Origin of the sequence: Pseudoalteromonas sp. 1CM17D (genome assembly GCF_023161805.1) — a bacterium.
Lineage (GTDB): Bacteria > Pseudomonadota > Gammaproteobacteria > Enterobacterales > Alteromonadaceae > Pseudoalteromonas > Pseudoalteromonas atlantica.
In genome coordinates this window covers 104,344-131,097 of the sequence record NZ_JALNTP010000006.1, presented here as the reverse complement: position 1 = coordinate 131,097, position 26,754 = coordinate 104,344, and the positions used below count along the sequence as shown (strand labels likewise).

The window sequence follows — 26,754 nt, the reverse complement described above, 5'->3', positions numbered from 1 at the left end:
ATGCTTCGTTGGAATGAGGAATCTTCACAAGTACAAGCAGCGGCGCTAATGCGCCCTGCGGTTTCTGCCAGCGCAAAGGTTGAAGCTATATGCCAAACAATTATGAGCGATGTGAAAGAGCAAGGTGATAAAGCCTTACTTGATATGGCTAAAAAGTTTGATAATAGAGCTAACCCTCGTTTACGTGTACCGCTTGATGAAATAAACGCATCAGAGCAAGCACTAAGCGCAGAGCTTAAATACGCAATTGACACCGCTTATGCAAACGTTAAACGTTTTCACGAAGCGCAATTGCCTAAAGATATTAAGTTATCAACCCAACCTGGCGTTGAATGTGAACTGAAATATCAGGCCATCGAAGCTGTGGGTATTTATGTACCTGGTGGCAGTGCTCCACTTCCATCATCGGTTATTATGCAAGGTGTACTTGCACAATTAAGTGGTGCCAAAACCGTCGTACTTGCCACCCCTGTGCAAGGTGATGAAAGCATTAACCCTGCGATATTATATGCAGCTAAGTTATGTGGCATTACAACTTTAATTGAAAGTGGTGGCGCAGGTGCTATAGCCGCAATGGCCTACGGCACCGAATCAGTCCCTAAAGTGAACAAAATTTTTGGCCCAGGTAATAGCTTTGTAACGATGGCAAAACAGCTTGTTGCGCAAACAATTCCTGGTATGGCAATCGATATGCCAGCAGGTCCCTCTGAAGTATTAGTGATTGCAGATGAGCGCGCAAACCCAGAATTTATAGCCGCAGATTTACTCTCGCAAGCTGAGCACGGCGCAGACTCGCAAGTTATTTTATTGTGTAACAGCGAAAGTATCATTGAGCAAACGCAGCAGGCACTTACACGCCAACTTGCTAAGTTAAGCCGCAAAGATACAGCCGAGCAAGCTCTGGCTAATTCATCACTTATTTTAGTGGACTCTGTTGAGCAAGCATTTGACGTATCAGCGCAATATGGCCCTGAGCACTTAATTTTACAATTAGCAGATTCAACACCTTACTTAGATAAAGTAAAAAATGCAGGCTCGGTATTTGTTGGCGACTACACGCCAGAATCAGCGGGCGATTACGCATCGGGTACTAACCACGTGTTACCTACCTACGGTTACAGTGCAACCTATTCAAGCTTAAACTTGCTTGATTTTTTCCGCACTTACACAGTACAAACTATAAGTAAAAGTGGCCTAACACAGCTGTCAAAAGCTATTTTGCCACTAGCAGATGCAGAAGGCCTTGATGCACACGCAAATGCGGTTTCAATTCGTTTAGAGGCAATTAAAAATGAGCAATGAGAGCGCACAAGCGACTAGCTTATTACCACAAAATATTGCAGCTCTTGCTGCCTACAGCTCTGCTAAAAGTGAAAAGCTAACAGGGTCAACGTGGTTAAATGCCAATGAAAGCCCGTACGCTAAAAATATTAAACTGAGTATTGAAGATTTAAATCGCTACCCAGATCCACAACCGCAACTGGTTATTGACCGCTATGCTGCGTATGCAGAGCTTGAAAGCGAAAACGTATTAATGACGCGCGGCGCCGATGAAGGCATTGAGCTTTTAGTACGTACCTACTGCGAACCTGCAAAAGACAGTATCGCGTTATTTTTGCCAACCTACGGTATGTACAAAGTAACCGCTGATACGCACAACGTTGCAATCAATGGCTTAACCCAAGCGTTATTACTTGATGGCAGTGTTGATGAAATAGTTGAGGCAGTGGGCAGCTCAAAATTGGTGTTTATTTGTAATCCAAATAACCCAACCGGTAGCTTAACCCCCCTTGAAAAAGTAAAAGCAATTGCAACAGCGCTTACCGGTAAAGCTTTAGTTATTGTTGATGAAGCCTATATTGAATTTTGCCCTGAGCAAAGTGCTACAGCGCTGATTAACGAATATAGTAATGTAGTGGTACTGCGCACTTTATCTAAAGCGTTTGCGCTTGCAGGGCTAAGAACCGGTTTTACACTTGCACAAGAAACTGTACTTGCACCTATTCGTAAAGTGATTGCGCCGTATCCGGTATCGGGTGTGGTAGCAAGTATTGCAGCACAAGCCATAGCACCTGATGCAATTACATCAATGCGCCGCCAAGTGACTATTTTAAATAGTTTAAAAGCTAAACTTGTACGGTGGTTAAACGCATCCCCTGCTGCATTAAAAATTCTCACTGGTGAAGGTAACTTTGTTACCTTAAAATTAGCCGACAAAAACTACTTTAAAGTAGCACTTGAACAAGGTTTAGTGATGCGCGCGTTTGCCCTATACGGTGAAGACGATTGGCTACGTATCTCCATTGGTAATGAGCAAGAACTTGAGCAAGTAAAAATTTGGTTAGATGGCCTTGATAAGCCAGCAACCTCACCTCTTTTATCAGGACAAGAAGTATCATGAGTAACCCCTATTTATTTATTGACCGTGACGGCACCATAATTGAAGAGCCAATCACCGACAAACAGGTAGACAGCCTAGAAAAATTAGCGTTTTTACCTGGTGTTATCCCGGCTTTATTACAATTACAAGCCGCAGGGTATCGCTTAGTAATGGTATCTAACCAAGATGGCTTAGGCACAGACAGCTTCCCGACTGCTGACTTTGATATAGCTCAAGATAAAATGATGGACATACTGCAAAGCCAAGGCATTAGCTTTGACGAAGTATTGATTTGTCCACACTTTGACGAGCAAAACTGTGATTGCCGTAAACCTAAAACAGGTTTATTAACTGAGCTTATGCGCTCTGGCAAAGTTGACTTAGCTCGCTCATACGTGATTGGCGATCGTCAAACCGATATTGGCCTTGCTCAAAACTTATGTTGTGAAGGCATTTTGTATGATGGCAGCTGGCCTGCCATTGTTACAAAGCTTACAACTGCCAACCGTGAAGGTCGTGTTACGCGTAACACCAAAGAAACCCAAATTGATGTAGCCATAAACCTAGATCAAACTAAAAACGGTAGCATTGAAACCGGCCTTGGCTTTTTTGATCATATGCTTGATCAAATTCGTACCCACGCCAACATTGGTCTAAATATTAAAGCGAAAGGCGATTTACACATAGACGAGCACCACCTTGTTGAAGACATTGGTATTGCCCTAGGTGTTGCGCTTAAACAAGCGCTGGGTACTAAATCGCAAATAGCGCGCTATGGTTTTGCGCTGCCAATGGATGAGTGTAAAGCAGAGGCACAAATTGACTTATCGGGCCGCGCTTCATTTGTATTAAACGCTAACTTTAGCCGCGAAAAAGCCGGCGATTTAGACGTACAAATGGTTGAGCACTTTTTCAAAAGCTTAAGCGATAATGCCGCTATTAGCCTTATTTTATCGGTGAGCGACGGTAACTGTCATCACCAAGTAGAAGGCTTATTTAAAGCGTTTTCACGTGCCCTTCGTATGGCAGTAGCACAAGACACGACCCAACAAACAGCCAGCTCTAAGGGATGTTTATGATTGCCATAATTAATACCGGGTGTGCCAATATAAATTCAGTTCGTTTTGCCTTTGAACGCTTAGGTCAAACGCCAACAGTCATTACCTCGCCAGAGCAATTAGCCGGCTTTGAGCGTGCTATATTACCAGGCGTTGGACATGCATCTGTTGCCATGAAACGCCTTGTAGATAACGGCTGGCAACAAGCTATAAACGAATACCAGCGCCCTCTTATGGGAATTTGCTTAGGTATGCAGTTACTGTGCGAAAGCACCGAAGAAGGTAACGTACAATGCTTAGGTAAAATACCAGGCCAAGTAAAAGCCCTTGATGTTGGCAGTTTAACGTCGCCGCATATGGGTTGGAATAACTTAAGCATTAATAAAGAGCATGCACTTACTAAAGGGTTAACACAAGACGAGCAAGTGTACTTTGTACATAGCTTTGCGCACACCGTAAACGATGCAACACTTGTAAGCGGCGAATACGGCCAAACCTTTTCAGCCATAGTTGCAAAAGACAACTACGCTGGCATGCAATTTCACCCAGAGCGCAGTGCAAAAGTAGGCACACGTTTATTACAAAATTTTGTTGATTGGCAGTTATAAACGGCCCATTAACCAACATTAAAGAGATTATTTGTGATTATTCCAGCATTAGACGTATTACAAAATCAAATTGTTCGTTTATACCAAGGTAAGTACGACACCGCTCAGTTTTACCCTTTTGAGCTTGGCGCACGTTTAAAAGAATACGCCGACAGCGGCGCAGGTAAATTGCACCTTGTAGATTTAGAAGGCGCACGCGATCCAAGTAAAAAACAGTGGCAACATATTCAAGCTGCAACTAAAGCGCTTAACGTACCGTATCAAGTGGGCGGCGGTATTCGCTCAGAGCAAGATGTAAGCGATTGGCTAAAAGCCGGTGCTAACCAAGTTGTTATTGGTTCTATGGCGGTAGAAAAACGCGAGCAAGTAAAAGCCTGGATTGAACAATTTGGCGCCGAGCACTTTGTTATTGCCCTTGATGTAAATAAAACAGCCACTGGCTGGGCACCTGCTACGCACGGTTGGTTAAGTGAATCTGAGTTTGGTTTACTTGAGCTTGTAGATTTTTATGTAAGCTTGGGCGTTATTGACTTTTTATGTACGGACATCAGTAAAGATGGCACCATGACCGGCCCATCGTTTGAGCTTTACGAAGATTTAACTCGCCATAACAGCAGCATTAAAGTACAAGCTTCGGGTGGCGTAAGCTCACTTGATGACATTAAAAAGCTTAAAGAGCTGGGCGTAGGTGGTGTTATTTTAGGTAAGTCACTACTTGATGGCGCATTTAGTGTTGAGGAGGCGTTGGCATGTTATCAAAACGCATAATCCCGTGTTTAGATGTAAAAGACGGCCAAGTAGTAAAAGGCGTTAAATTTAAAGGCCACGAAATAGTGGGCGATATTTTAACAATGGCAAAAGCATACAGCGATGCCGGCGCCGATGAACTGGTTTTTTATGAAATCAGCGCAAGTGTTGAAAAACGCCTACTTGATGTAAATTGGGTAGAGAGCATTGCCCGCCACATCGATATTCCATTTTGTGTGGCTGGCGGTATTAAATCGGTAGCCGATGCAGCACGTGTACTAGAGCGTGGCGCTGACAAAATAAGTATTAACAGCCCTGCTATTGCCCGCCCTGAGCTTATAAAAGAGCTACACGATGAATTTGGTAAGCAATGTGTTGTTGTAGGTATTGATAGCTTTTACGATGAAGTGACCGGCGAGTATTTAGTGTATCAATTAACCGGCGATCCTAATGCATCAAACCGTACACGTTACAAAACCGAAGAATGGGTTAAACGCGTACAAGACTTAGGCGCAGGCGAAATTGTTTTAAACTGTATGAACCAAGATGGCGTACGTAACGGTTACGACAATGAGCAGTTAAGTAAAATGCGCGCATTATGTAATATTCCTTTAATCGCATCAGGCGGTGCAGGCAGTATGCAAGACTTTGTTGATGTATTTAAACAAAGCGAAGTCGATGGCGCATTAGCAGCAAGCGTTTTTCACAAAAATGTGATTAACATTGGCGAATTAAAACAATTTTTAACTGATAACCAAGTGGCAGCAAGACTATGCAAGTAACACAACAAAACCAAACTCAAGTAGATTTTGCTAAAAGCGAAATGATCCCTGCGATTGTTCAAGATGCTCGCTCTGGTGTTATTTTAATGCAAGGCTTCATGAACAGCGAAGCACTAAAGGTAACGCTTGAAAGTAATAAAGTAACCTTTTACTCGCGTTCAAAGTCACGTTTATGGACCAAAGGTGAGTCATCAGAAAACTATTTAAACGTAGTATCGGTGCATACCGATTGTGACTACGACTCAATTTTAGTACTGGCTAACCCAGAAGGCCCAACATGTCACTTAGGCACACAAAGCTGCTTTGGTGATGACGCAAAACCTAGCCTAAGCTTTTTAGCGCAATTAGAAGATGTGATTGTTGAGCGTAAAAACGACGACCCATCAAAAAGCTACACAGCTTCATTGTTTGCTAAAGACTTAAGCCGTAGCTGTCAAAAAGTAGGTGAAGAAGGCGTAGAAGTAGCGCTTGCTGCAATGAAACACGATAACGATGAACTTACTAACGAATCGGCTGATTTAATTTATCACCTTACTGTATTGCTACAACGCCAAGGCTTAGCCCTAGAAGACGTTGTAAAATGCCTGCAAGGTCGCCATAAATAATACAGCTGCTTTATTTTAGCGCATTTACAGGCCCATATTTTATGGGCCTTTTTACGTTATGGTATTTATTTTTTTACATAGGTTGCGTATGGTGCAGCCTATCGAATTCTTTTAGCGTTGCTTATGAATAAATCAATTATCACAGCTTTATCCTTATTGGTACTAACAGGCTGTGTAAGCCAAAAAGCCCCTGCGCCTAAAATAGTAAAAACGCAAAACGCATGTAGCCCACTAAACACATTACTTAATGCGAACACTAACGGCTTTAATGCAGTAAAAGCAAATAAAGTGGGAAATGATTTTATAAACCAGTGGCATGCTAATACTCATTTTATAGGTAATACCTGCACCATTACTCAACATAATAAGCAGTTTAGTTATCAATGCACGAGTGAAAACAAACAAGCCCATGCCACAAATCTACATATACAAACAGTGGATAAAATACGTCAATGTGTAGCGTCACAAGGCTGGTACGAAAATACGAAAGAGTCAGCAACCTCAATGAGTAGTAACTTTGTTTTGGATGAAGCTCACCCAGTTATCACCTTATTTACCTCTCAAAGTAGAACGCGCTATATTACCCGTTTTGAAATTGCTCCACCGCTAGGAAATTAAATGCAAAAACCCACACACTCAAACACTAAGTTAAAAACAGACTGTTTAGGCATATGTGAGCGCCGCAGCGGTTATTGCACTGGCTGCGGGCGAACTAATGAAGAAATATTTGATTGGATCATCCTCAGCCAAGAAGAAAAAAACGCCATTTTAGCGCAGCCGCGAGCTGACTTAAAAAAGCCATAAATTTGCCACTTGCGTGTAACAGCCCCCCTTTAGTATTGCTAAAAACGATAGGGGGTGAACATCATGGCAGCATTATTTGTAATAAACTTAGCGCGCTCCGCGCAGCGACTCGCAAATACTCAAACGCAACTGGCACGTGTTAACTTGCCATTTGAACGGATTGATGCCGTAGATGGCGCACAATTAAGTACACAACAAAAGTTCCTACATTACAGCCCGCAATTGAATAAACAGCAGTATCACTATCCGCTAAGCAATGGCCAAATTGGCTGCTATTTAAGCCACCGTAAAGCATGGCAAAAAATAGTTGATGAAAAACTAGATTACGCGATTGTGCTCGAGGATGACTTTTATATTGATGAGAGCATTCATAACGCGATTAAAAATATTGAACAGCTACAGCAGTCTTGGCAGCTTATTAAACTCGCCGCTTATGAAAACCGCACTCGCCCTATTGCCTATCAACAAAACCTAAACAACCACCAGCAATTAGTCATACATAAAAAGCTAATGACCGGCTGTTGTGCTACGGCAATAAGCTATGAAGGGGCTAAGCAATTACTTAAAGCCACAGCTAAATTTGGCCGCCCTGTAGATTGCGACTTACAGCATATTTGGGAAACCCACGTAAATGGTTTTTCGCTTATGCCATACCCTGTTTCGCAAAATACAGACATACAGAGCGATATTGCAAGCTGCGCAACTAAAACCAAGGTTAAAAAAGCTTTTTTTAAACGTAAGTTTCAACAATTACACAGCGGCGTTTTAAATAAACTTTATACAAATGCATTTATAAAACAAACCAAGCAAATTAAACTTAATAAAAAAGGCGCTTCAAAAGCACCTTCCTTACTTACGCAAGGTTCTTAATTTTATAACTATGCTTTATCGAGCGCTTGGCTTACATCGGCAATAATATCGGCAATGTTTTCAATACCGACTGATAGGCGAATTAAATCACGGCTCACACCTGCGCTTGCAAGCTCTTCATCATTTAATTGGCGGTGTGTAGTTGACGCTGGGTGACAAGCCAGCGATTTAGCATCGCCAATATTAACTAAACGCAAGATCATATTAAGCGCATCAATAAAGCGCGTGCCTGCTTCAAGGCCGCCCGCAATACCAAAACTTAAAATGCCTGAGGCTTTACCACTGGTGATTTTTTGGCTCATTGCATTATATGGGCTTGATGTTAAACCAGCGTAGTTAACCCAAAGTACTTTAGGGTGATTTTCTAAGTATTCAGCCAGTTGCTGCGCGTTTTCGCAGTGACGATCCATTCGTAAACCTAAGGTTTCTAGGCCAATTAAAATGTCAGATGCGTTTTTGGGCGCAAGTGCTGCACCGGTATTTCTAAGTGGCACTACTCTACAACGACCAATAAAGGCTGCTTCTGCAAAGGCATCGGTATAGACCACATTGTGATAAGACGGATCGGGCTCATTCATCATTGCAAAGCGTGTGGCATTGGCTTTCCAATCAAATTTACCTGAATCAACAATCATACCGCCAATAGCTGTACCGTGTCCGTTTATATACTTTGTCAGTGAATGAACCACTATATCGGCACCTAACTCAAATGGGCGGCATAAATAAGGTGTAGCCACAGTATTATCAACAATAAGTGGCACCCCTTTACTATGAGCAATGTTAGCTAAACGCTCAATATCGACAATATTACCTGCAGGGTTACCAATGGACTCACAAAATACTGCGCGGGTATTATCATCAATCGCGTCTTCAAAGGCGCTAAAATCATCAGCTTTAATCATGCGTGCTTCAATACCTTGGCGCGGTAACGTATGAGCAAATAAGTTATATGTACCGCCATATACTTGGCTGGTGCTCACAATATTAGTGCCTACTTCACACAAGCATTGAATAGCATAGGTAATAGCAGCCATGCCCGAGGCTACCGCTAGCGCGCCAATGCCCCCTTCCATTGCGGCAATACGCTGTTCAAGCACCGCATTGGTTGGGTTCATAATACGAGTGTAAATATTACCAGGTACTTTTAAGTCGAATAAATCAGCGCCATGCTGCGTATTATCAAACGTGTAAGATGAGGTATTATAAATAGGCACTGCTGCTGATTTAGTGGTTTCTTCAGACTCGTAACCATGGTGCAGTGCTAATGACTCTAATTTCATAATTATTTCCTTCAATATTGTGATGATTAAACCTAGCATTATTAGCTTATAAAATGCACATGAATTAAATTAATGAATTATGAGTGTCAGGGGTATTAAAGTTTGCGGGATGAGCTTTACTCAATCTAGTGGGTGTTGTATTTCACTGCATAGGTTTTGTTTTATCGAAATACCAAAGCAGTAGCAGTAAAGCCTATCATATTAATGCGTAGCGTTATTTGGCTAAAGGGTTTAAATACTAAATGCGGTGGGCGCCTCAATTTACGCTATTTACAGCTCAATGGGTTTTAGGTTAACACTTATAATAAATGTACTTATAACGCTTTAAAATCAAGTAACTGTAGCGCAGGCAGCGGTTTACTAAAATAGTAACCTTGAATCAGATCGCAATTTAGCTCGGCTAGTAGTTTTTGTTGTGCTGATGTTTCTACGCCTTCAGCTACCACACTTAAGCCTAAGCTATGCGACATTGCAATTGTGGCTTTAACTAAGCTGTAGTCTTCTTGGTTTTCGGTAATACCACAAATAAAGCTGCGATCTATTTTTAATACCTCAAACGGATATTGCCTTAAATAGCTAAGCGATGAGTAGCCTGTGCCAAAGTCATCCATAGATAGTTTAATACCGAGCTTATTAAGTGCATGCAACGACTCTGTTATATTGGTTTGTACGCTCATTAACACGCCTTCGGTTATTTCAAGCTCGACATTTTTAGCACTTACTCCGGTTTTTTCTAACGTGCTTGCTATAAAACTTAGCAGCTCTGAATCTCTAAATTGGCTTGGTGATAAATTAATTGCCATACTGTAGTTTTGTTGAGAGCTTGCCTGCCACTGCGTTAAAAATGCTAATGCCTGCTCAATAACAAACTTTCCAATAGGAATAATTAAACCTGTTTGCTCTGCTAACGGAATAAACTCATCGGGCATAACCTTACCAAGCACACTATTGTTCCAGCGTAATAGCGCTTCAGCCCCAATTATTTTAAGTGTTTTAGCATCGCATTTAGGTTGGAAATACAATTCAAATTCGTTTTTTTCAAGAGCAACATGCATCTGCTCTTCTATTGCTAACCGCCTTTTTATGGCGGTATTCATTTCGCTGGTAAAGCAGGCGTAGGTGTTTCTGCCAAGCGCTTTTGCTTGGTACATTGCTGTGTCTGCATGGCGTAATAAATCAGAGGCTGTTACCCCATTATCAGGGTACAAAGCCACGCCAATACTTAACGTTAATAACAATTCGCGGCCATCTATTTCAAAGGGGGTTCTAAAGCTTTTAAGTAAGCGTGTAACAATCTCATCTAGCTGTTTTTTACTGTGTAGCTCTGGTTGTAAAATAATAAATTCATCGCCCCCTAACCTGCCTACGGTCGCGTTTTCATTAACTATTTGGCTCAGTTTATTAGCGGCGCTGATAAGTAATGAATCGCCAATTTCATGCCCGAGTGTGTCGTTTACTTTTTTAAAGTCATCTAAGTCGATAAAAATAACAGCGGCTAAAGTGTTTCGTTCGCAGTGTTAATTAGCTGAGTAAGTCGTTTTAAAGAATAAAAACGATTAGGAAGTAGCGTTAAGCTATCGTAATAGACTTGTTTACGTATAAGTTTGTTTGACTCATGCTGCTCTGTTATGTCGCGAATTATCACCATTACTTGGTCTGAATGATGTAAATAACTCACCCGCGCTTCGAAATACAACACGCCTTTGGGTACTAAAAGTTCGTATTCAAAGCATACATTACCTTTGTGAATTAACAGCTCTTGAATATTGTCTTTAAACATTTTGGCTACAGTATAGGGCAATACGCTAAACATCGATTTATTTAAAAATTGCTCAGGCTGTAAATGTAAGTTGCTCAAATCATTAGCATGGTAATCAACTATGGTGCCATCCGGTTTGAGTAAAAAGTACAAATCAGGAATGGCTTCAAATACTTTTTCGAGCATCTGCTGTTTATCCATAGCTTGCGCTTGTGCTTGTTTTACATCGCTCAAGTCTATGTCGATGCAGTACATCTGTTTTACCCCATGCTGATTTGTAAACATAACATGGCTTGAAAACACAGTAACATTGCTGCCATTTTGATGCTGTAATGTAAGCTCAGCCGCGGGTATTTCGATATCGTTTATGAGCCACTCACGATGAGCATCTATAACCGCATCTTGCATTGGGGGCGGAATAATTAAATCTTCTAGGTTTTTTCCGGTTGCGTACTCTTTTGTATAGCCATAAAGCAGCTCACAGCCTTTATTCCAATAAATAACGCGGCGCTGCTCATCGTATCCTTGCACAGAAATACTGTGTATCGCATCAAATAACTGATGCAGCGGATCGTTAAGCACAAATTGATGTGAGAGGATCTGAGTGGTTTTTAATGACTTCATTTATACGCAACCTAGAGTCGTTATTAACACAATAATAGGACGTACTCTTAAAATTAGCACTTTTAGGTTGGTTTTTAAGTGATATACCTTTGCATAAGATATAAAAAAGGAGCCAAAGCTCCTTTAATAAAACGCTATTATGTTAATCAGCTTGCACATTAATCGGGTGCTCTACCCCCATCCATGCTTTAAATAAGGCCCGTTGAGATAAAGTTGCATTTTTATCAGCAACCACCTTTTTAGGTTTATCATAATCTTGCGATAAAACGAGGGTTGTCGATTGAAGTGCATCGCGACGAATAAAATCGATAGTGACTTTTTCACCCGCTTTAAATACTTCTAAGCTCGATTTTAAATCTTTTCCAACATGCTGCTTGTTAACCGCCACAATTTTATCGTCTGTTGTGAGGCCCGCCTGCCATGCTGCTCCGCCTCTGCGAACGTGGGTAAGCGTTAATAACTCACCGCTATTTTTTGCAGTGGCATCAATGCTTGCTAATGGCTTAGCTCTCTCAGGGCGAGTAAGCTTTAAGCCAACTTTACCTAATAAAGCATCAAAATCTATATTAGCTGGGGTGCTCACGTTATCGTGCCACCACGTTGTGTAGTCTTCACCTGTTAGCTCTTTTAATATTGCCAGTACATCTTGCTCAGTAAACCCTTGTGGTAACGTGTGCTTGTTGTATAAAGCATTGTGTACTTGGCGGTAGTTAACTTTTGCCTGGGTTGTTTCTAATAAATGTATATCTAACAACATAGAAAGCAATGAGCCTTCTAAGTAAATATTGGTGCTGTAATTACGCGCGTGGTCGCCGCCTTGGTTTATCCATTTATCAAAGCTTGTTTCGCTGGCACTTTGTACTTCTCGACCTGGTGTTTGTAAGTGGCGATTAATCGTTTTACTCATCACTTTAAAAAACTCATCGGTGGTTTCTATGCCTGAGCGCACTAATAGATGATCTTCAAAGTAGCTAGTAGAACCTTCCGAAATCCATAATAAATTTGAGTAGTTCATGTTGGTGTAATCATAAGGCGCCAGCCCTTTAGGGCGGTAAGCTTTTACATTCCAGGTATGAATAAATTCATGCGCAGCGGTACTTATAAAGCCTAAGTAGTCTTCGCGGCTACCAAAACGATTCCGTGGGCGCTGTATAATGGTTGAGTTTAAATGCTCAGTTGCCCCGCCAGCACCCGATGTAGCATGCACCATAAATACATAACGCTCATACGGGTAGCTATTCCAAATAACATTACCTGTGGTCACTAATTTTTTTAAATCAGTAAGCATTAGTTGCTCATCGTAGTTGCCTTCGCCCCATATAACTAACTCGTATTGGCGGCCATCTACTTCAAATTTATGAAGTTTGTTAATTCCTGTTTCTATTGGTGAGTCTACCAGTACATCGTAATCTGCGGCTTTAAAACTGTGTTTATTACTCGCATTTTCCATGCCTGATACAGAGCGCCACGCTTTAGGCACCTTTAAATCTACGGTAACTGGTTCTTGGCGAAATGATTCACTAAACATAAAAAAGCCAGATGCATCAATAAAAGCATGGCTATCGTCTATGTGGCGTGCACGTTTTCCTAACTCGTTTGCATAGACTTGGTAATCAATATTCACGTGTGTTGGCTCAGCTAAATGCACTCGCCATGTACTGTGATTAATTTTTTCCCATTTTAATGCATTGCCATTGTCGTCTGTGGCCGCAAAGTAACGTACCCCATTGGCTAAATTTAATATTTCGTAGCGACCAGTACGCCATGCAGGCAATTTAACATCGATATGCGATTGCGCCGACTTTGGAAACTCTACACTTACATTACCTAAATGATGTTGTGGCTGTGTAATACTTAAAGAATAATTTACATCGGCTAACGCAGGGGCTGCACAACAGGCCGCTAACATTGACAGGACTAAACGCTTTTTCATAATGACTCAAGGTTACTTATTATTTGAAATAAGCCTAACAAGGCATAAATTAAAAGTGAATTAAAAACGACAAACAACCTAATAGCTCAGTTTACATGCAGGGTCTAAGTAAAAATGCTAAGTTTTTAATTAGATAACTACACTTAATATGATTTTGTTGTAAACTGAAGGTAATGTAATTAATACGATGGCGGTATGCTTAGGTGTCTGAAAACTCTAACGCTGTAGATAAAAAGTTAAAGCAAGCAATTGAAGCAAGGATAGCCATTGAAAATGCGCGTAAGCTCCAAGTTGATACTTTATCAAATCTAACTGCAAAATTGTCTTTAAGCTGTAAAGGGCTTGATATTGAGCTTGATAATAAACTCGCCAAATTTAGAAGTTCGCTAAATAAAGGTGTCGGGTTTGAAATATTATCCCCTTTAATAGATGACATTTTATTATTACTGCAAAACCAAGAGGCGTTACAAACAGCCCATCAGCGAGAGCTGTTTTCGAGCGTACAAACAGTCGGTAAGCTTTTACAAAAAACCAAAGGGTTACCAGACGATACCCGCCGCACCTTAAGACATTTACTCGACCACGAAATTAATAATGTACAGTCTACGCACGACTACATCCCGATATTAAATCAGCTTATTAACTTTTATCACCATGCTTTGCATAGCAAGCTTTCAACCACGGATGAAACAAGCACCAATGCTTCTCCTCGTATGGCTAAAAAGCTGTTAGAGCTTGCAAATGAGCTGGTGTTAGAGGATGAATCGACTGAACAAATTAAACAAATAAAAAATACAATTACCGAAAACGATAATGTAGAAGCCCTGTTGCAAGCTGCTTTAAATATAATAAGCGTCGTGGTCAAAAATATCAGTAAAGAGCGCCAATCGGCACAAAGCTTTTTAGTCTCGCTTAACCAAACATTAGAAGAGTTGCACTCATCAATTGTATCTACCAGCCAGCACTCTAAATCAATGGGGGAAGAGTTCGATACACTAAATAAACGTATTGAAGGAAAAATAAAACATTTAAACGAGCAAACCCAATCTGCTACGTCTATTTCCTCTTTAAAAGAATTAGTTGATAACGAGCTAAAATCTCTCAGCCAAGACTTTATAGCTAAAGAGCAGCTAGAAAGAAAAGACCGCGAAACGCTGATTGCCAGTTTTGATGAAATTAACCAGCGAATTGGCAGCTTAGAAGGCAAACTAACCAAATATAAAAAACGCCTAAACGAGCAACGCTTTAAAAGCTTACTCGACAGCCTTACAAAACTTCCTAATAGAGCGGCTTTTGATGAACGTTACAATCACGAGCTTCACTTATTTAATGTCCAAGCCTCGGATGTTACCCTAGTGGTTATTGATGTGGATCACTTTAAGTCAATTAATGATAGATTTGGTCATACTGCAGGCGATATAACCTTACAAGTTATTGCAAAGGCGCTGCAAAAATCAGTAAGGCAGTCTGATTTTATAGCCCGCTACGGCGGAGAAGAGTTTGTATTACTAATGCCTGGGCTTTCGTTGTTAAACGCAGCGCAGCCGCTTGAAAAACTGAGAAAAGTGATTAAAAATATTCCTTTTAAATTTAGAGAAAAAGAAATAGAAATCACCATTTCGTTAGGCGCTACACAATTTAAAAAAGGCGATACACCGCTCAAAGCATTCGACAGAGCAGATGACGCCCTTTATGAAGCAAAGAAAACGGGTCGGGATCGCCTTTGTATGAGTAAATAATGTCATAATTCTCAATTAGTTTGAGTGCTAAAGTAGATGACATGCAGTTTTTACATTTTAAGCAGCAAGGAGAATGCCGATGTTAATACAGTTAAACCCGACTGGGGTTTTAGATTTACTGTCACAATTGGAAGTTGATTTATTAGAGCAATCTTCAGCCAGTGAACGTTATCGACTTTTTAGAAACTGTGCCTTAGCCGTCCTTAACGTAGGCAGCCACACAGACGCAAGTAATGAAATTTACGACAAATACCAAGACTTTGATATTCGTTTAGTCAGTCGCGAGCGCGGCATTAAAATTGAATTAGAAAACCCTCCCGAAACCGCCTTTGTTGATGGCGAAATAATTACCGGTATTCACGAGCATATTTTTTCGGTGATCCGCGATATTTTATTTATTTGCCAAAAATACGAAAAAGATCTTAAAGAACAAAAAGCCATTACCCACATGGTATTTGATATGCTTAGAAACGCCGGGGCGCTGCGCGTTAACAGCGAACCAAATATGATTGTGTGTTGGGGTGGACATTCAATTAACGAAATAGAATATAAATACACAAAACAAGTCGGTTACGAGCTTGGCTTACGTGGTTTAAATATATGTACTGGCTGCGGCCCAGGGGCAATGAAAGGCCCGATGAAAGGTGCCACTATTGGCCATGCTAAACAACGTATTAGCGAAAACCGTTATCTTGGTTTAACCGAGCCTAGTATAATTGCCGCAGAGCCGCCAAACCCTATTGTAAATGAGCTGGTGATTTTACCCGACATTGAAAAGCGCCTCGAAGCATTTATTAGAACGGCGCATGCAATTATTATATTCCCAGGTGGTGCAGGTACTGCAGAAGAATTACTTTATTTATTAGGTATTTTGCTGCACCCAGATAACGAAAAACAGTGTTTGCCTGTTATTTTAACCGGCCCTAAAGAAAGCGAAGCGTACTTTAGCGAGTTATGTAAATTTGTAGAGCTGACATTAGGCAAAGAAGCTCTTGATAAGTTTGAAGTAATCATTGATGATCCTGCGCTAGTAGGGCAAAAATTAAAATCAGCTATGGCAAATGTACGTAATTATCGTAAAAGCCAAGGCGATGCCTACTACTTTAACTGGACACTTAAAATCGATAACGATTTTCAGCAACCTTTTGCACCTACGCACGAAAACATGGCAAGTTTAGATTTGCACCTAGAACAGCCCAAGCAGCAATTAGCGGCTAACCTACGTAGAGCGTTTTCGGGGATTGTTGCTGGCAATGTTAAAGATGAAGGCTTACGCGCTATAAAAGCACATGGACCCTATGTGTTAAGTGGTGAGCCTGATTTAATGAAAGATATGGATAAACTATTACAAGCATTTGTAGACCAAGGTCGTATGAAGTTACCCGGTAGTAAGTATATCCCTTGTTATGAAATAAAAGCATGAGTTTGACTATTTGAAACCCCATTTACTTTTAATTGATGCGCTTAATTTAATTAGGCGCATTTACGCAGTTGACGCTAACCAAACACACCATAGTGAAGAGCAGATGCTAAAGGCCAGTTGCGCGCGCGTAGCACATGCTTGCAAAAAGCTTTTACAGTCAACAAATGCCACTCACGCTATAGCTGTTTTTGATGGCGACAAAAGCTGGCGCTACCACTTTTATAAGCAATATAAACACTCTAGGGCCCCCATGCCCGACACGCTTAAAAATGCGCTGCACAACTTTAAAGAAGCTATAGAGCAAACGGGCATCGTTGTATTTGAACCGCTCAACGATGAAGCCGACGATATCATAGCCACCTTAGCCGACAAAGCTGCAAAAAATAAGATAAACAGTACCATTGTTTCTACCGATAAGGGTTTTTTACCTTTTTTGAACGACTATATTTGTGTGTACGATTACTTTAAAAAGACCTACCTAGATTGCGACAGCATTGAGCAGCGTTTTGGTATTGAGCAAAGTAAACTTATTGATTTTTGGGCCTTAGCGGGTGATAAAACTAACGATGTACCCGGCGTTAAAGGCATAGGGACTAAATCGGCTCAGCTTATTGTAAATACCTACGAAAGCATAGATAGCGCCATAGAAGATGATGCCCTATCAAGCAGTATTCAAAAAAAGCTAGTTGAGCAAAAAGACATGTATGTTATTTCTAAACAATTAGTCACTTTGCGAACAGATATACAGCTAGGCTTTAGTTTAAAGCAGTTAAGGTTGCATTAGTCGCATGTTGATAGCACTGTTTAAGCGCACAACATATACTCACTTTATTGTTGCGAGTGTGAGTTAAAAATGATTAAAAAGTTTATAAGATACTTAATATTAGGGTTAGGCTTGTATGCACTCATTGCGACTTTAGTGATCACCTTTTATAAAGATGACCCGCAAGCAATGATTTGGCAAGACCGTGAGGCCTTTAACGAGCGCTACATAAGAAAGCTGTCAATTGATGAGGCGGTTACTTTAAACAGTGTACTCGATTATTTAGGAAGCCCCGATTTAACCTATGCCAAACGTAATAAAGACCAAGTATGGCAGATTGTTTTTTACCGTACTCAGCACCAAACTTCAGATGGCATAACCACGATGGATGAATGCACCGGCTTATTATTTAAAAATGGTGAGTTATTTTTATGGGGCCCCAGCGCCTATACAACTTATCAGGAAAAGATCAGGTGATGGCCAATGGATGAGCCTATTTCAAAACAGTTAGTGCGGTTACTGCATAACACACATCAAATACTAACAATTTATAGTGACAAAACGCAGTGGCAACATCTTTATCCGCTTGTTGTACAAACAGCCCAGCATTATCGCGTTTTGTATCAGCAACACCCACACGCTTTACAAGCGCGTTTAAGCTTGTACACCAGCCACTACGACTTTGCTACAAACCTCGTTATTAACCAATGTGTTATTAGCACCGCACTGTGCGCTAGCCAGCAATTTGATGACGAACTAACCGAGCTTTATATTGGTGTTGCATTGGTAGAGCATTGCTGCGTTGTAGCGCAGCATAATAAAATTGCGCAGCAGCAAATGCTTACACTCAGCGATAAAAAAATATGGCGTTTTCGCCATCAGCTAGCAGCAAAAGTGTTGCTCAGTGCACAGCACCCTACTCAAAATAGCGTGCGTATGTTGGCTAAATTAAATAAGTATAAGCAAGCGTTACTAAGTACTAGCGACATAATGCTATATGACAATGCCATAACCTTGTGTGCATTAAGTAATATTATCGCGATGAACATCACCTATACATCGAAAAAGAACCCATTGAATTTTTACAAAGCTTTGGGTGAATTGTATGTCAAAACAGCTAACCCATTTGCGCAAAGGTTAATCAAGGATTTAATAGCGCATATAGGCCCACACCTGCCAGGCAGTAAAATTGTTTACAGCGACCAAGCAATGGTTTATCTAGCAAGTGATGAGACTAATAAGCATATACTTATTAATGCCAATAATGAGAAAAAACTGGCGTGGTACAAGGTTAAAACCTCACTTAAAGATCAACCACTGCAATGGCTATGTACTGATAAACGGGTATTATTTTTAGCCTGGAACAATGAGCACCTGGTACGTAAAGCCTCTGTGCAGATAAGTTCAAAGGCCGAATTAATAGCGTTAGTAAGTCATATAAAAGTAGCGCATGAATATAGTTTTAAAGGATTAGATAAGTTACTGGCCCCTTTTAGTGAAATAACACAGAAGCTCTGCCAAGCAGTCAGGCCCTATAACAATCAGCACCAAGCCGCCAAAGACTTACGCCATAGCTTGTCGATGGTCGGCTACGATAATGCACCGGCAATTATTCAGCGGGTTATATTTGAGCAATTAGTGGATACATCACATCATCCGCACAAACACATCGTACTGAATAAACTTAATAGCTTTATTAGTATTTTAGCTTTAATGGTAAGTAATAACCCAAAACAGCAATTTGAACATATAGCCTTGCCCATCTATGGTTACGTGCATTATTTATTAACCCATTGCAGTGCACAGCTCTGTGCAAAAGTAACCATAAGTAGCGTGCCTAACCAAACCTATAGTGCCCCATTAGCAGCCTTTTTTGGGGTGGAAACGATTAATAATGAACATTTAAATACAGAATTAACCCAACTACTGAGTGATAATCCATGGACCAAGCCCCTACTCGATGCTGAACAACAACCTAAAAAAGCGCTAAACGAGCAGCACAAATTATGGATTAGTTTAAAGGTCGTGGCGCAAACTATTTTTAAACCCGCTCTGCCTTTAACTTCTTGGCAAAAACAAACTTTAAATGCGCAGCTAAAAGTACAAGGCTTTAAATCTGAGGATGATTTTTTTGCGCAACTGCAAGGCTTATCGCTATATAACAGCATTTAAGTCACTTATGCTGACTATAAACACAGGTTATACCCTGTATTTATAGTATAAACTGGCAAAATGGGCGATAAGTTGGTATAAATGCGCCCTCAAAATATATCCACATACGTCACATAAATGACCTAACAAGCAGTTACTATTATTAGTAATAATTTATGTGCGTTTTTTATTCTTTTAAAGGAAAAGTCAATGGCCAAACAAACCATCACAGTGATCAAAGGCGACGGCATCGGTCCGAGCATTATCGACTCAGCACTTGAAATATTAAAAGCCGCAGGTTGCGATTTTGATTATGAATTTGTTGATGCAGGCCTTGCTGCACTAGAAAAAACTGGCGAGCTACTTCCTCAAGAAACAATTGATACAATCGCTAAAAATAAAATCACTCTTAAAGGTCCTTTAACGACGCCGGTAGGTGAAGGTTTTACGTCTATTAACGTAACATTACGTAAGCAGTTTGGTTTATACGCAAACGTACGCCCTGTTAAATCATTTGTTGGTACTAAAGCACGTTACGATGATATCGATATCATTACTATTCGTGAAAATACCCAAGGTATGTACTCAGGTTTAGGCCAAGTAGTAAGCGAAGACGGTAACGAAGCAGAAGCTAAATCTGTAATTACTCGCGAAGGCGCTGAGAAAATCATCACTTTTGCCTACGAGTTAGCAGTACGTGAAGGCCGTAAAAAAGTAACCGCAGTACACAAAGCAAATATCTTAAAATCTACCTCTGGCTTATTTTTAAAAGTTGCACGTGAAGTTGCTGAGCGTTACCCGCAAATTGAATCAACTGAAATGATTGTTGACGCAACATGTATGAAGCTAGTTATGACACCAGAAGAGTTTGACGTTGTAGTAACAACTAACTTATTTGGCGACATTTTATCTGATCTTTGTGCTGGTTTAGTTGGCGGTTTAGGTATGGCACCAGGTGCAAACATTGGTGAAGATGCTGCTATTTTTGAAGCCGTTCACGGAAGTGCACCAGATATTGCTGGCAAAAACCTAGCAAACCCTACTTCAGTAATTTTAGCGTCTATCCAAATGCTTGAGCACTTAGATATGGGCGACACGGCTGAGCGTATTCGCAGCGCAGTAGCTGATGTAATTAAATCAGGCGATCGCACAACACGTGACTTAGGCGGCAGCCACGGTACAACTGATTTCACTCAATCAGTAATCGACCGTTTATAATTTAACAAGGTTAATCTTGTTTTAAGCCTAAAAGCCAGCATATTGCTGGCTTTTTTGTATTTTAACCTTTGCTGATAACATCACTTGGCATAACTACGCTATTTATTTTAAATAGAGTTTTTAATGCAGCGAGCATCACCTTTTATACCACGGGTGTTAAGTTATTAGACATTTAAGTCGATTGGTATTACTTCACAAAATCATTAAACTTTATTGCTGGTACGCCGATAAAACCCACTTATCACTAATAGCGCAATAAAATAACCTATTGCCCCACCACTTGATGACGATTCACTTTGCGCTTCTTGTACCGAGACTGTTAGCTCACTACTTATAACTTCATTGGTTTGACTGTCTGTGAGCACAAGTTTTACTGAATAACTACCTGCATCTTGGTAATTATGACTTGGGTTTTGCGTTGTACCTAGTGGGCTGCTATCGCCATAATCCCAGCTATACGTATAATTACCAGTTCCCCCTAATGGTGAGCTATTAAATTGTACCGCTAAGTTATTTGCCGTATGGCGTGTACTTAATTGCAGCGGTGCATTAACACTCAAAGCATGTTGTTGGCTAACACTTATTCCTTGCGTATCAGTTACTATTAACGCGAGGGTGTAATCTCCAGAGTAGCTAAATTGGTAATCTAGGTTTTCAGTTTGCGATACGGGTACACCATCTATAAGCCAACTCATGTTGTAAGGTGCTTCACCGCCAGTTACGATTGCTTGAGCAGATAAAGTCGCACCGCTTAACTGATACGTTAAATTTTCAATTTCTAGCGGCTTTGTGATGGTAATTTGTTTAGTTTGTGTTTGCGTAGACGTCTCACCCATTGCCGAAAAGGTAACGCTATAGGTGCCGTAATCGGCATAGGTATGTGTAGGACGTAGCTCAGTACTCGATTGCCCATCACCAAAGTCCCATAAAAATGTATCTGTGGGGGTTAACTTTAAACCGGCTACATTAAAGCTAACGGTTGCCTCGTTTACTGTTGTGGTTATTTGTTGTAGCGCATCATAGCTAAGCAAAAGCTCTGCTGTTTCACTTTCAGGGTGTTGGCTGACTATTTCAAAATTAAACCCTTGGGGAGTAAGCACTACACCTGATTCAGCCTGCTGCGTAAAGCTGTAATCAAAATGATCATTAAACTCACTAATGGCAGCCAAGTCTTGATCGCCTAAACCTGCACTTTGCTGATATAAACTAAATGCAGCATCGCGTACTTGTATAGGTGTATCTGCAAGTGTGGTGCTACTTGTACCGCGATAAATTGGCTTTTCATCCGCATCAACCACTAAATTAAAACCACCCCCTGGGTGATCAGTTGTGTTGTTGTTATCAAATGCACTATTGCTATACCACAATAAAACTCCCGGTGAATATTGCTCTGCTTGTAAGCCGGCATCCACACCTCTGTGCGCACGTAGCTGTATATAGTAGTGGGCTGGTTTAGCATAAATATAACTACTCACGCGGCTAAAACCATTTAACGCTAAGTTAATACTTGGCTGCTCTGCGTTATTTTGCCAAATCACAGTATTGTTGTGTGTTATTTTTAAATCATCGGCTACAAAACCATAATACTGTGTGTTTGTATCGGTAATATACTCAATACTTAATGTAATGGTTTGTCCTGCATATTGTGTTAAATCAAACTCATGCATTAAAAAACCATTAGGTTGCTGCGCATCTGCATGTAAAAACGAATCACCAGTTATATACGGGCCTATATCGCCATAATAAGGATTTGTCTCGATTGTATAATTACCAGCTAAAGGAGTTTGATTTACCTTTACTTGTACAAGGTCATAATCGCGCTCAATACTGTAGTAAGCTAAAAAGCTAAGAGTCAGTGGTGTAGCCGCCTCAGGTAAGGTCACGGTTTGTGAGAGCGTGTGTGTTAGGTTGTTACCTGTACCAGAGTAAAATTGAAAATCACCTTCAACCGGGGTTTTAAATTTTTCTAGCTGCTGCGCAAGTGTCACTTTAATTTGGCTTTGCTGCTGAGAAAGTGAGCTAGTATAAACTAGCGACTGCTGAGGCTAGCTGTTCACTTCCTCCATGGTTAAATTAAGCTGGTTCACCCAATTGCCTTGGTATCTGTTTTGTAAATACTCAAGCGCCTGTGCACTAAACATAACGGGCTGTGAACCTCTAGGGCCACCAGCCCAGCTACCAGTAGACATTATTGACCAAGACGATACAGGCTCACCCACAGTATTTGACTGTAAATCGTACTCATCTGCTAAACCTAAGTCGTGACCAAATTCATGCGCAACGACACCTATGCTGGCATCTATTGGGTTTATCGTATAACCCGATAACTTAACGCTACTACCCGCAATACTGACAGGTTCACTGTTTTCATCAAATACGTAGTAGCGGTGAGACCAAATTGCATCAACGCCTAAATAGCCTCCACCGGATTCTTCACCAATACTGGAATGAAAAACCATAACATGGTCGATAATGCCGTTTGGCTCGTTGATAATGCCATCGCCGTCAATATCATCTAAATCTGTTAAATCATATTGTGTTAAATCAATATCAAATTGTGCAGTGGCTTTTTCGACTGCTTCTTTTATCAGTGCGGGGGCATTTATATCGCGTGTGTTACCTACGCGCTCACCATAGGTTTTTGCATTACTATCTGCCCTAACCCACCCATATACTTGCCCGCTAAAAGTTAAGCTAGCGCCTGATGCGTCGTAATAATAATCGTATACGCTGCTAAGCGTTTCATTATTAGGACCAACAAAGCCACCTTCATTAAAAAGCAATTGTTGGTAATGCTCTTTTGTATAATTTTCGTAATACATGTCGGTATCATCATCAACTAGCTGATTGTCATCGTGCTTTAAATCAGGAAAATCAATTAAAATAGCCAGTACTTTAACCTCATTTAGCGCGTTGCTAGGGCTAGCCGCACTTGCATATTGCAGCTGCTTATTGGCTTGCTTAGCGGTTAAGCGGGCTTTCATGGTAGAAACAGGTTTTAACTGCAGAGGGTTAAGCCGTGCAGTATTCGCTAAGTAGCTTTCAACCGTTGGCTTGTTAGTGGTTTGTTGGGTATCAGCGCGTTTATTTAACCAATACTCTATTCTTTGTTTGTTAATAATACCTGGGTCATGCGCGCTGGTATTTGCTGCGTTAAGATGTAGGCTGCAAAGAAATAAGCCAAGCCATATTATTTTTTTCACTGTATCTTCCCCAGATAAATTATTGCTCTATCATACCTAATATATGCATTAAGCACAGCGCTCAAATCACCTATTTACCCATTATGGATACTCGGTAAAATTAGCATAATTTCTTCATATTTTTTATATAACTACAAATAGCGTGCAACTTTTTAGTATAAAAACAAATTAATTTGAAATTTTAATCCAAAACAGCCCTTTCAAGGTTGACATAAGCACGTAAAACCCTTAAAAATAACCCCATATAGAATTTTTAATCTAAAGCAGCATTTTGCTTTTTATAAAGTGACAATTATGAAAAAACAACTTCACCTTTTAATCTTACTCGTAGTGGTCTTAGTGATAAGCCCAGCGGGGATGTATTAAAAAGTGAAATTGCTTTTTAAAAACCCTCGCACTACGCGGGGGTTTTTTTATGCATAAACAGCGCACAGAGGAATGAGGATGAGCAAACAAGAATATAATGGTTCTGAACTAGTTGTTCAGGCATTAAAAGAGTTGAAGGTTAAGTATATTTTTGGCTACCCAGGTGGGTCGGTTTTAGATTTATACGATGCACTTTTTCAACAAGAAGACATTGAACATATTTTAGTGCGTCACGAACAAGCCGCAACCCATATGGCAGACGGTTATGCCCGTGCTACTGGCGAAGTTGGTGTTGTACTTGCTACCTCAGGCCCTGGCGCAACTAACTGTATTACAGGTATTGCCACCGCTTATATGGACTCAATCCCGATGGTGGTATTATCGGGGCAAGTACCTACTAGCTTAATTGGTGACGATGCATTCCAAGAAACTGACATTGTTGGCTGTTCTCGCCCAGTTGTAAAACATAGTTTTAACTGCAGAAGCGCTGAAGAAATTCCGGCTATTTTGGCAAAAGCGTTTTATATCGCAAGTACTGGCCGCCCTGGGCCCGTTGTTGTTGAGCTACCAAAAGATATGCTTAACCCTGCTATTAAGTTTGAGTACAACTTCCCTAAAACAACAGAGCATAGAACCTACAGCCCAAATACAAAGGGCCACTCTAAACAAATTCGCAAAGCGGTTACCGCAATTTTAGAAGCTAAAAAACTGGTTATATACTCAGGTGGCGGTATTATTTTATCTAACACCTCTGAGCAATTAACCCGCTTAGTTGAATCGCTAAATGCACCCATCACTAATACATTAATGGGCTTAGGCGGTATTTCGGGTATTCACCCAAATTACGTGGGTATGCTGGGTATGCACGGCACGCTTGAAGCCAATAAAGCCATGGCAAATGCCGATGTAATTTTAGCACTGGGAGCGCGTTTTGATGATCGTGTAACCAATAATGTTAAAAAGTTTTGCCCTAATGCAACCATCGTTCACGTTGATGTAGACCCGACCTCTATTTCTAAAACGATTAAAGCACACATTCCGGTTGTGGGCTGTTTAGCCACTGTGATGGAGCAACTGCAAACCGGCATAGATAAAAGTAGCATTCAAATTGATCGCAGTGCACAAGAGGATTGGTGGCGACAAATTATTAGCTGGCGCGAGCAAAAGTGCCTAAGCTACAACACCGATGGCGACAAAATAAAGCCTCAAGCTGTTATAGAAGCAGTGTATAAAGCCACTAATGGTGACGCATATGTAAGCTCTGATGTGGGTCAGCACCAAATGTTTGCAGCGCAATATTATCCATTTAAAAACCCTCGCCAATGGATCAATTCAGGGGGCTTAGGCACCATGGGCTTTGGCTTACCAGCAGCTATGGGTGTTAAGCTTGCCTTTCCTGATAAAGAGTCAGTGTGTGTAACCGGCGATGGCTCTATTCAAATGAATATTCAAGAGCTATCAACATGTTTACAGTACAACTTGGCTGTAAAAGTGGTTTCGCTAAATAACCGCTCATTAGGCATGGTACGCCAATGGCAAGATATGATTTACGGCGGTCGCCATTCATCTTCATATATGGACTCATTACCTGACTTTGTAAAACTTGTTGAAAGCTATGGCCATGTAGGCATAAAGGTAGATACTTTAGATGAACTACAACCTGCTATAGATAAAGCCATGAGCATTAACGACCGTTTAGTATTTTTAGATATTAACGTTGATGAAAAAGAACATGTATACCCAATGCAAATTAAACTAGGTGGCATTGATGAGATGTGGTTACGTAAAGGAGTAAAAGCATAATGCGTCGTATATTATCTATTTTATTAGAAAATGAACCGGGAGCCTTATCTCGCATTGTTGGGCTTTTTTCACAGCGCGCCTACAACATAGATAGCTTAACAGTGGGTACAACTGATGATGAATCACTGTCACGTATCACCATTACCACTATGGGTGATGATAGAATCGTTGAGCAAATTACCAAACAAGTTAATAAATTAGTTGATGTACTTAAAATTATTGATTTAACCGAAATGAGTCACATCGAACGTGAATTATTACTTGTTAAAGTATTTGCCCAAGACGAAACCACCCGTGCAGCGGTTACACGCGTTGTAGATGTGTTCCAAGGTGCTATTTTAGATATGGGACGCCAAAGCTACAGCTTACAACTGGTAAGCAGCACAGACAAAATAGAATCGTTTTTAGACACCCTACGCCATGAAACCGACATTATTGAAGTGGTGCGCTCTGGTGCTGTAGGGATCGGCCGTGGTGACAAAGCGTTAAAAGCGTAATTAATTAAAGCTTAAGCGTTTAATATTAAATCCCTGCTAAGCAATTAGCAGGGATTTTTTATGCTAAGCCTTGCCTTACAACGCTCTGCATTAATACCTAATTAGGCATGTGGAAATAAGCTTAACTTAGGTAAGCTCACT

At 40.7% G+C, this 26,754-nt stretch carries 22 protein-coding genes and 2 pseudogenes; 18 read left to right on the top strand and 6 right to left on the bottom strand.

Annotated features, from left to right (window positions below; all coding sequences use genetic code 11):
• From hisD to MSC25_RS12160, 10 genes are all read left to right on the top strand, one after another.
• Complete coding sequence (gene hisD / locus MSC25_RS12205) at positions 1-1,302, top strand: histidinol dehydrogenase (protein ID WP_055019036.1); 1,302 nt, start codon at positions 1-3, stop codon at positions 1,300-1,302.
• Positions 1,292-2,401 (top strand): histidinol-phosphate transaminase, encoded by a 1,110-nt coding sequence (hisC, locus tag MSC25_RS12200; protein WP_248443562.1) that lies wholly within the window; start codon positions 1,292-1,294, stop codon positions 2,399-2,401. The genes hisD and hisC overlap by 11 nt, the downstream gene beginning before the upstream one ends.
• Positions 2,398-3,459 carry a bifunctional histidinol-phosphatase/imidazoleglycerol-phosphate dehydratase HisB gene (gene hisB, locus MSC25_RS12195; protein ID WP_024031732.1) on the top strand — a complete coding sequence of 354 codons (1,062 nt, stop codon included), beginning with the start codon at positions 2,398-2,400 and terminating at the stop codon, positions 3,457-3,459. Before hisC ends, hisB begins: the two co-directional genes overlap by 4 nt.
• Positions 3,456-4,046: an imidazole glycerol phosphate synthase subunit HisH gene (gene hisH, locus MSC25_RS12190; RefSeq protein ID WP_064387245.1), complete on the top strand. Its 591-nt coding sequence runs from the start codon at positions 3,456-3,458 to the stop codon at positions 4,044-4,046. Before hisB ends, hisH begins: the two co-directional genes overlap by 4 nt.
• Before the next feature lie 33 nt (positions 4,047-4,079).
• On the top strand, positions 4,080-4,814 hold the full coding sequence (locus tag MSC25_RS12185; protein WP_004586383.1) for a 1-(5-phosphoribosyl)-5-[(5-phosphoribosylamino)methylideneamino] imidazole-4-carboxamide isomerase: 735 nt from the start codon (positions 4,080-4,082) through the stop codon (positions 4,812-4,814).
• Positions 4,796-5,575: an imidazole glycerol phosphate synthase subunit HisF gene (hisF, locus tag MSC25_RS12180; RefSeq protein WP_248443561.1), complete on the top strand. Its 780-nt coding sequence runs from the start codon at positions 4,796-4,798 to the stop codon at positions 5,573-5,575. The genes MSC25_RS12185 and hisF overlap by 19 nt, the downstream gene beginning before the upstream one ends.
• A complete protein-coding gene (hisIE, locus tag MSC25_RS12175) occupies positions 5,566-6,180 on the top strand; it encodes a bifunctional phosphoribosyl-AMP cyclohydrolase/phosphoribosyl-ATP diphosphatase HisIE (protein ID WP_054981937.1) in 615 nt (204 codons plus the stop codon). Before hisF ends, hisIE begins: the two co-directional genes overlap by 10 nt.
• A 123-nt stretch (positions 6,181-6,303) precedes the next feature.
• Positions 6,304-6,798: a hypothetical protein gene (locus MSC25_RS12170; protein WP_248443560.1), complete on the top strand. Its 495-nt coding sequence runs from the start codon at positions 6,304-6,306 to the stop codon at positions 6,796-6,798.
• A complete protein-coding gene (locus MSC25_RS12165; RefSeq protein ID WP_024031736.1) occupies positions 6,799-6,984 on the top strand; it encodes a DUF1289 domain-containing protein in 186 nt (61 codons plus the stop codon).
• Between the two features lie 63 nt (positions 6,985-7,047).
• Entirely contained in the window at positions 7,048-7,854 is an 807-nt protein-coding gene (locus tag MSC25_RS12160; RefSeq protein ID WP_248443559.1) for a glycosyltransferase family 25 protein, read from the top strand.
• A gap of 8 nt (positions 7,855-7,862) precedes the next feature.
• Here MSC25_RS12160 and MSC25_RS12155 read toward each other — a convergent pair whose 3' ends face one another.
• The 3 genes and pseudogenes from MSC25_RS12155 to MSC25_RS12145 all read right to left on the bottom strand — a co-directional run bounded on the left by MSC25_RS12155 (position 7,863) and on the right by MSC25_RS12145 (position 13,450).
• Positions 7,863-9,134 carry an aminotransferase class I/II-fold pyridoxal phosphate-dependent enzyme gene (locus MSC25_RS12155; protein WP_064387241.1) on the bottom strand — a complete coding sequence of 424 codons (1,272 nt, stop codon included), beginning with the start codon at positions 9,132-9,134 and terminating at the stop codon, positions 7,863-7,865.
• Between the two features lie 314 nt (positions 9,135-9,448).
• A pseudogene (locus MSC25_RS12150) lies at positions 9,449-11,517 on the bottom strand (EAL domain-containing protein).
• A 142-nt stretch (positions 11,518-11,659) separates the two neighbouring features.
• Positions 11,660-13,450, bottom strand: coding sequence for a M61 family peptidase (locus MSC25_RS12145; RefSeq protein ID WP_248443558.1), 1,791 nt, complete (start codon positions 13,448-13,450; stop codon positions 11,660-11,662).
• A gap of 203 nt (positions 13,451-13,653) precedes the next feature.
• Between MSC25_RS12145 and MSC25_RS12140 the strand changes: the two genes are divergently transcribed.
• The 6 genes from MSC25_RS12140 (at position 13,654) to MSC25_RS12115 (ending at position 20,744) form a co-directional block, all read left to right on the top strand.
• A complete protein-coding gene (locus MSC25_RS12140; protein WP_248443556.1) occupies positions 13,654-15,189 on the top strand; it encodes a GGDEF domain-containing protein in 1,536 nt (511 codons plus the stop codon).
• 79 nt (positions 15,190-15,268) lie between these two features.
• The gene (ppnN, locus tag MSC25_RS12135; protein ID WP_004586396.1) at positions 15,269-16,612 is read left to right on the top strand and encodes a nucleotide 5'-monophosphate nucleosidase PpnN; all 1,344 of its coding nucleotides are present in this window, start codon (positions 15,269-15,271) and stop codon (positions 16,610-16,612) included.
• Positions 16,613-16,622: 10 nt separating this feature from the next.
• Entirely contained in the window at positions 16,623-17,396 is a 774-nt protein-coding gene (gene xni, locus MSC25_RS12130) for a flap endonuclease Xni (RefSeq protein WP_138577205.1), read from the top strand.
• Between the two features lie 69 nt (positions 17,397-17,465).
• Positions 17,466-17,852: a DUF3192 domain-containing protein gene (locus MSC25_RS12125; protein WP_004586398.1), complete on the top strand. Its 387-nt coding sequence runs from the start codon at positions 17,466-17,468 to the stop codon at positions 17,850-17,852.
• 6 nt (positions 17,853-17,858) lie between these two features.
• Complete coding sequence (locus MSC25_RS12120; protein ID WP_248443555.1) at positions 17,859-19,547, top strand: hypothetical protein; 1,689 nt, start codon at positions 17,859-17,861, stop codon at positions 19,545-19,547.
• Positions 19,548-19,736: 189 nt separating this feature from the next.
• On the top strand, positions 19,737-20,744 hold the full coding sequence (locus MSC25_RS12115; protein WP_004586400.1) for an isocitrate dehydrogenase: 1,008 nt from the start codon (positions 19,737-19,739) through the stop codon (positions 20,742-20,744).
• Positions 20,745-20,947: 203 nt separating this feature from the next.
• Here the strand turns inward: MSC25_RS12115 and MSC25_RS20345 are convergent, their stop codons facing one another.
• The 3 genes and pseudogenes from MSC25_RS20345 to MSC25_RS20335 all read right to left on the bottom strand — a co-directional run bounded on the left by MSC25_RS20345 (position 20,948) and on the right by MSC25_RS20335 (position 23,947).
• The gene (locus MSC25_RS20345) at positions 20,948-22,219 is read right to left on the bottom strand and encodes a PKD domain-containing protein (RefSeq protein ID WP_348983539.1); all 1,272 of its coding nucleotides are present in this window, start codon (positions 22,217-22,219) and stop codon (positions 20,948-20,950) included.
• A gap of 9 nt (positions 22,220-22,228) precedes the next feature.
• Positions 22,229-22,759: pseudogene (locus MSC25_RS20340) on the bottom strand (phage tail protein); the annotation flags it as partial.
• A gap of 30 nt (positions 22,760-22,789) precedes the next feature.
• The gene (locus MSC25_RS20335) at positions 22,790-23,947 is read right to left on the bottom strand and encodes an immune inhibitor A domain-containing protein (protein WP_348983538.1); all 1,158 of its coding nucleotides are present in this window, start codon (positions 23,945-23,947) and stop codon (positions 22,790-22,792) included.
• A 444-nt stretch (positions 23,948-24,391) separates the two neighbouring features.
• Here MSC25_RS20335 and MSC25_RS12100 point away from each other — a divergent pair, with 444 nt between their 5' ends.
• Positions 24,392-26,116 carry an acetolactate synthase 3 large subunit gene (locus tag MSC25_RS12100; protein WP_248443554.1) on the top strand — a complete coding sequence of 575 codons (1,725 nt, stop codon included), beginning with the start codon at positions 24,392-24,394 and terminating at the stop codon, positions 26,114-26,116.
• Entirely contained in the window at positions 26,116-26,613 is a 498-nt protein-coding gene (gene ilvN / locus MSC25_RS12095) for an acetolactate synthase small subunit (protein WP_004586403.1), read from the top strand. Before MSC25_RS12100 ends, ilvN begins: the two co-directional genes overlap by 1 nt.
• Positions 26,614-26,754 lie beyond the last annotated feature (141 nt).

Excerpts from the sequence above, each read along its gene's own strand:
- hisD (WP_055019036.1), top strand. The coding sequence starts at position 1 with ATGCTTCGTTGGAATGAGGAATCTTCACAAGTACAAGCAGCGGCGCTA.
- hisC (WP_248443562.1), top strand. The coding sequence starts at position 1,292 with ATGAGCAATGAGAGCGCACAAGCGACTAGCTTATTACCACAAAATATT.
- hisB (WP_024031732.1), top strand. The coding sequence starts at position 2,398 with ATGAGTAACCCCTATTTATTTATTGACCGTGACGGCACCATAATTGAA.
- hisH (WP_064387245.1), top strand. The coding sequence starts at position 3,456 with ATGATTGCCATAATTAATACCGGGTGTGCCAATATAAATTCAGTTCGT.
- hisF (WP_248443561.1), top strand. The coding sequence starts at position 4,796 with ATGTTATCAAAACGCATAATCCCGTGTTTAGATGTAAAAGACGGCCAA.
- hisIE (WP_054981937.1), top strand. The coding sequence starts at position 5,566 with ATGCAAGTAACACAACAAAACCAAACTCAAGTAGATTTTGCTAAAAGC.
- MSC25_RS12170 (WP_248443560.1), top strand. The coding sequence starts at position 6,304 with ATGAATAAATCAATTATCACAGCTTTATCCTTATTGGTACTAACAGGC.
- MSC25_RS12165 (WP_024031736.1), top strand. The coding sequence starts at position 6,799 with ATGCAAAAACCCACACACTCAAACACTAAGTTAAAAACAGACTGTTTA.
- MSC25_RS12160 (WP_248443559.1), top strand. The coding sequence starts at position 7,048 with ATGGCAGCATTATTTGTAATAAACTTAGCGCGCTCCGCGCAGCGACTC.
- MSC25_RS12155 (WP_064387241.1), bottom strand. The coding sequence starts at position 9,134 with ATGAAATTAGAGTCATTAGCACTGCACCATGGTTACGAGTCTGAAGAA.
- MSC25_RS12145 (WP_248443558.1), bottom strand. The coding sequence starts at position 13,450 with ATGAAAAAGCGTTTAGTCCTGTCAATGTTAGCGGCCTGTTGTGCAGCC.
- ppnN (WP_004586396.1), top strand. The coding sequence starts at position 15,269 with ATGTTAATACAGTTAAACCCGACTGGGGTTTTAGATTTACTGTCACAA.
- MSC25_RS12125 (WP_004586398.1), top strand. The coding sequence starts at position 17,466 with ATGATTAAAAAGTTTATAAGATACTTAATATTAGGGTTAGGCTTGTAT.
- MSC25_RS12120 (WP_248443555.1), top strand. The coding sequence starts at position 17,859 with ATGGATGAGCCTATTTCAAAACAGTTAGTGCGGTTACTGCATAACACA.
- MSC25_RS12115 (WP_004586400.1), top strand. The coding sequence starts at position 19,737 with ATGGCCAAACAAACCATCACAGTGATCAAAGGCGACGGCATCGGTCCG.
- MSC25_RS12100 (WP_248443554.1), top strand. The coding sequence starts at position 24,392 with ATGAGCAAACAAGAATATAATGGTTCTGAACTAGTTGTTCAGGCATTA.
- ilvN (WP_004586403.1), top strand. The coding sequence starts at position 26,116 with ATGCGTCGTATATTATCTATTTTATTAGAAAATGAACCGGGAGCCTTA.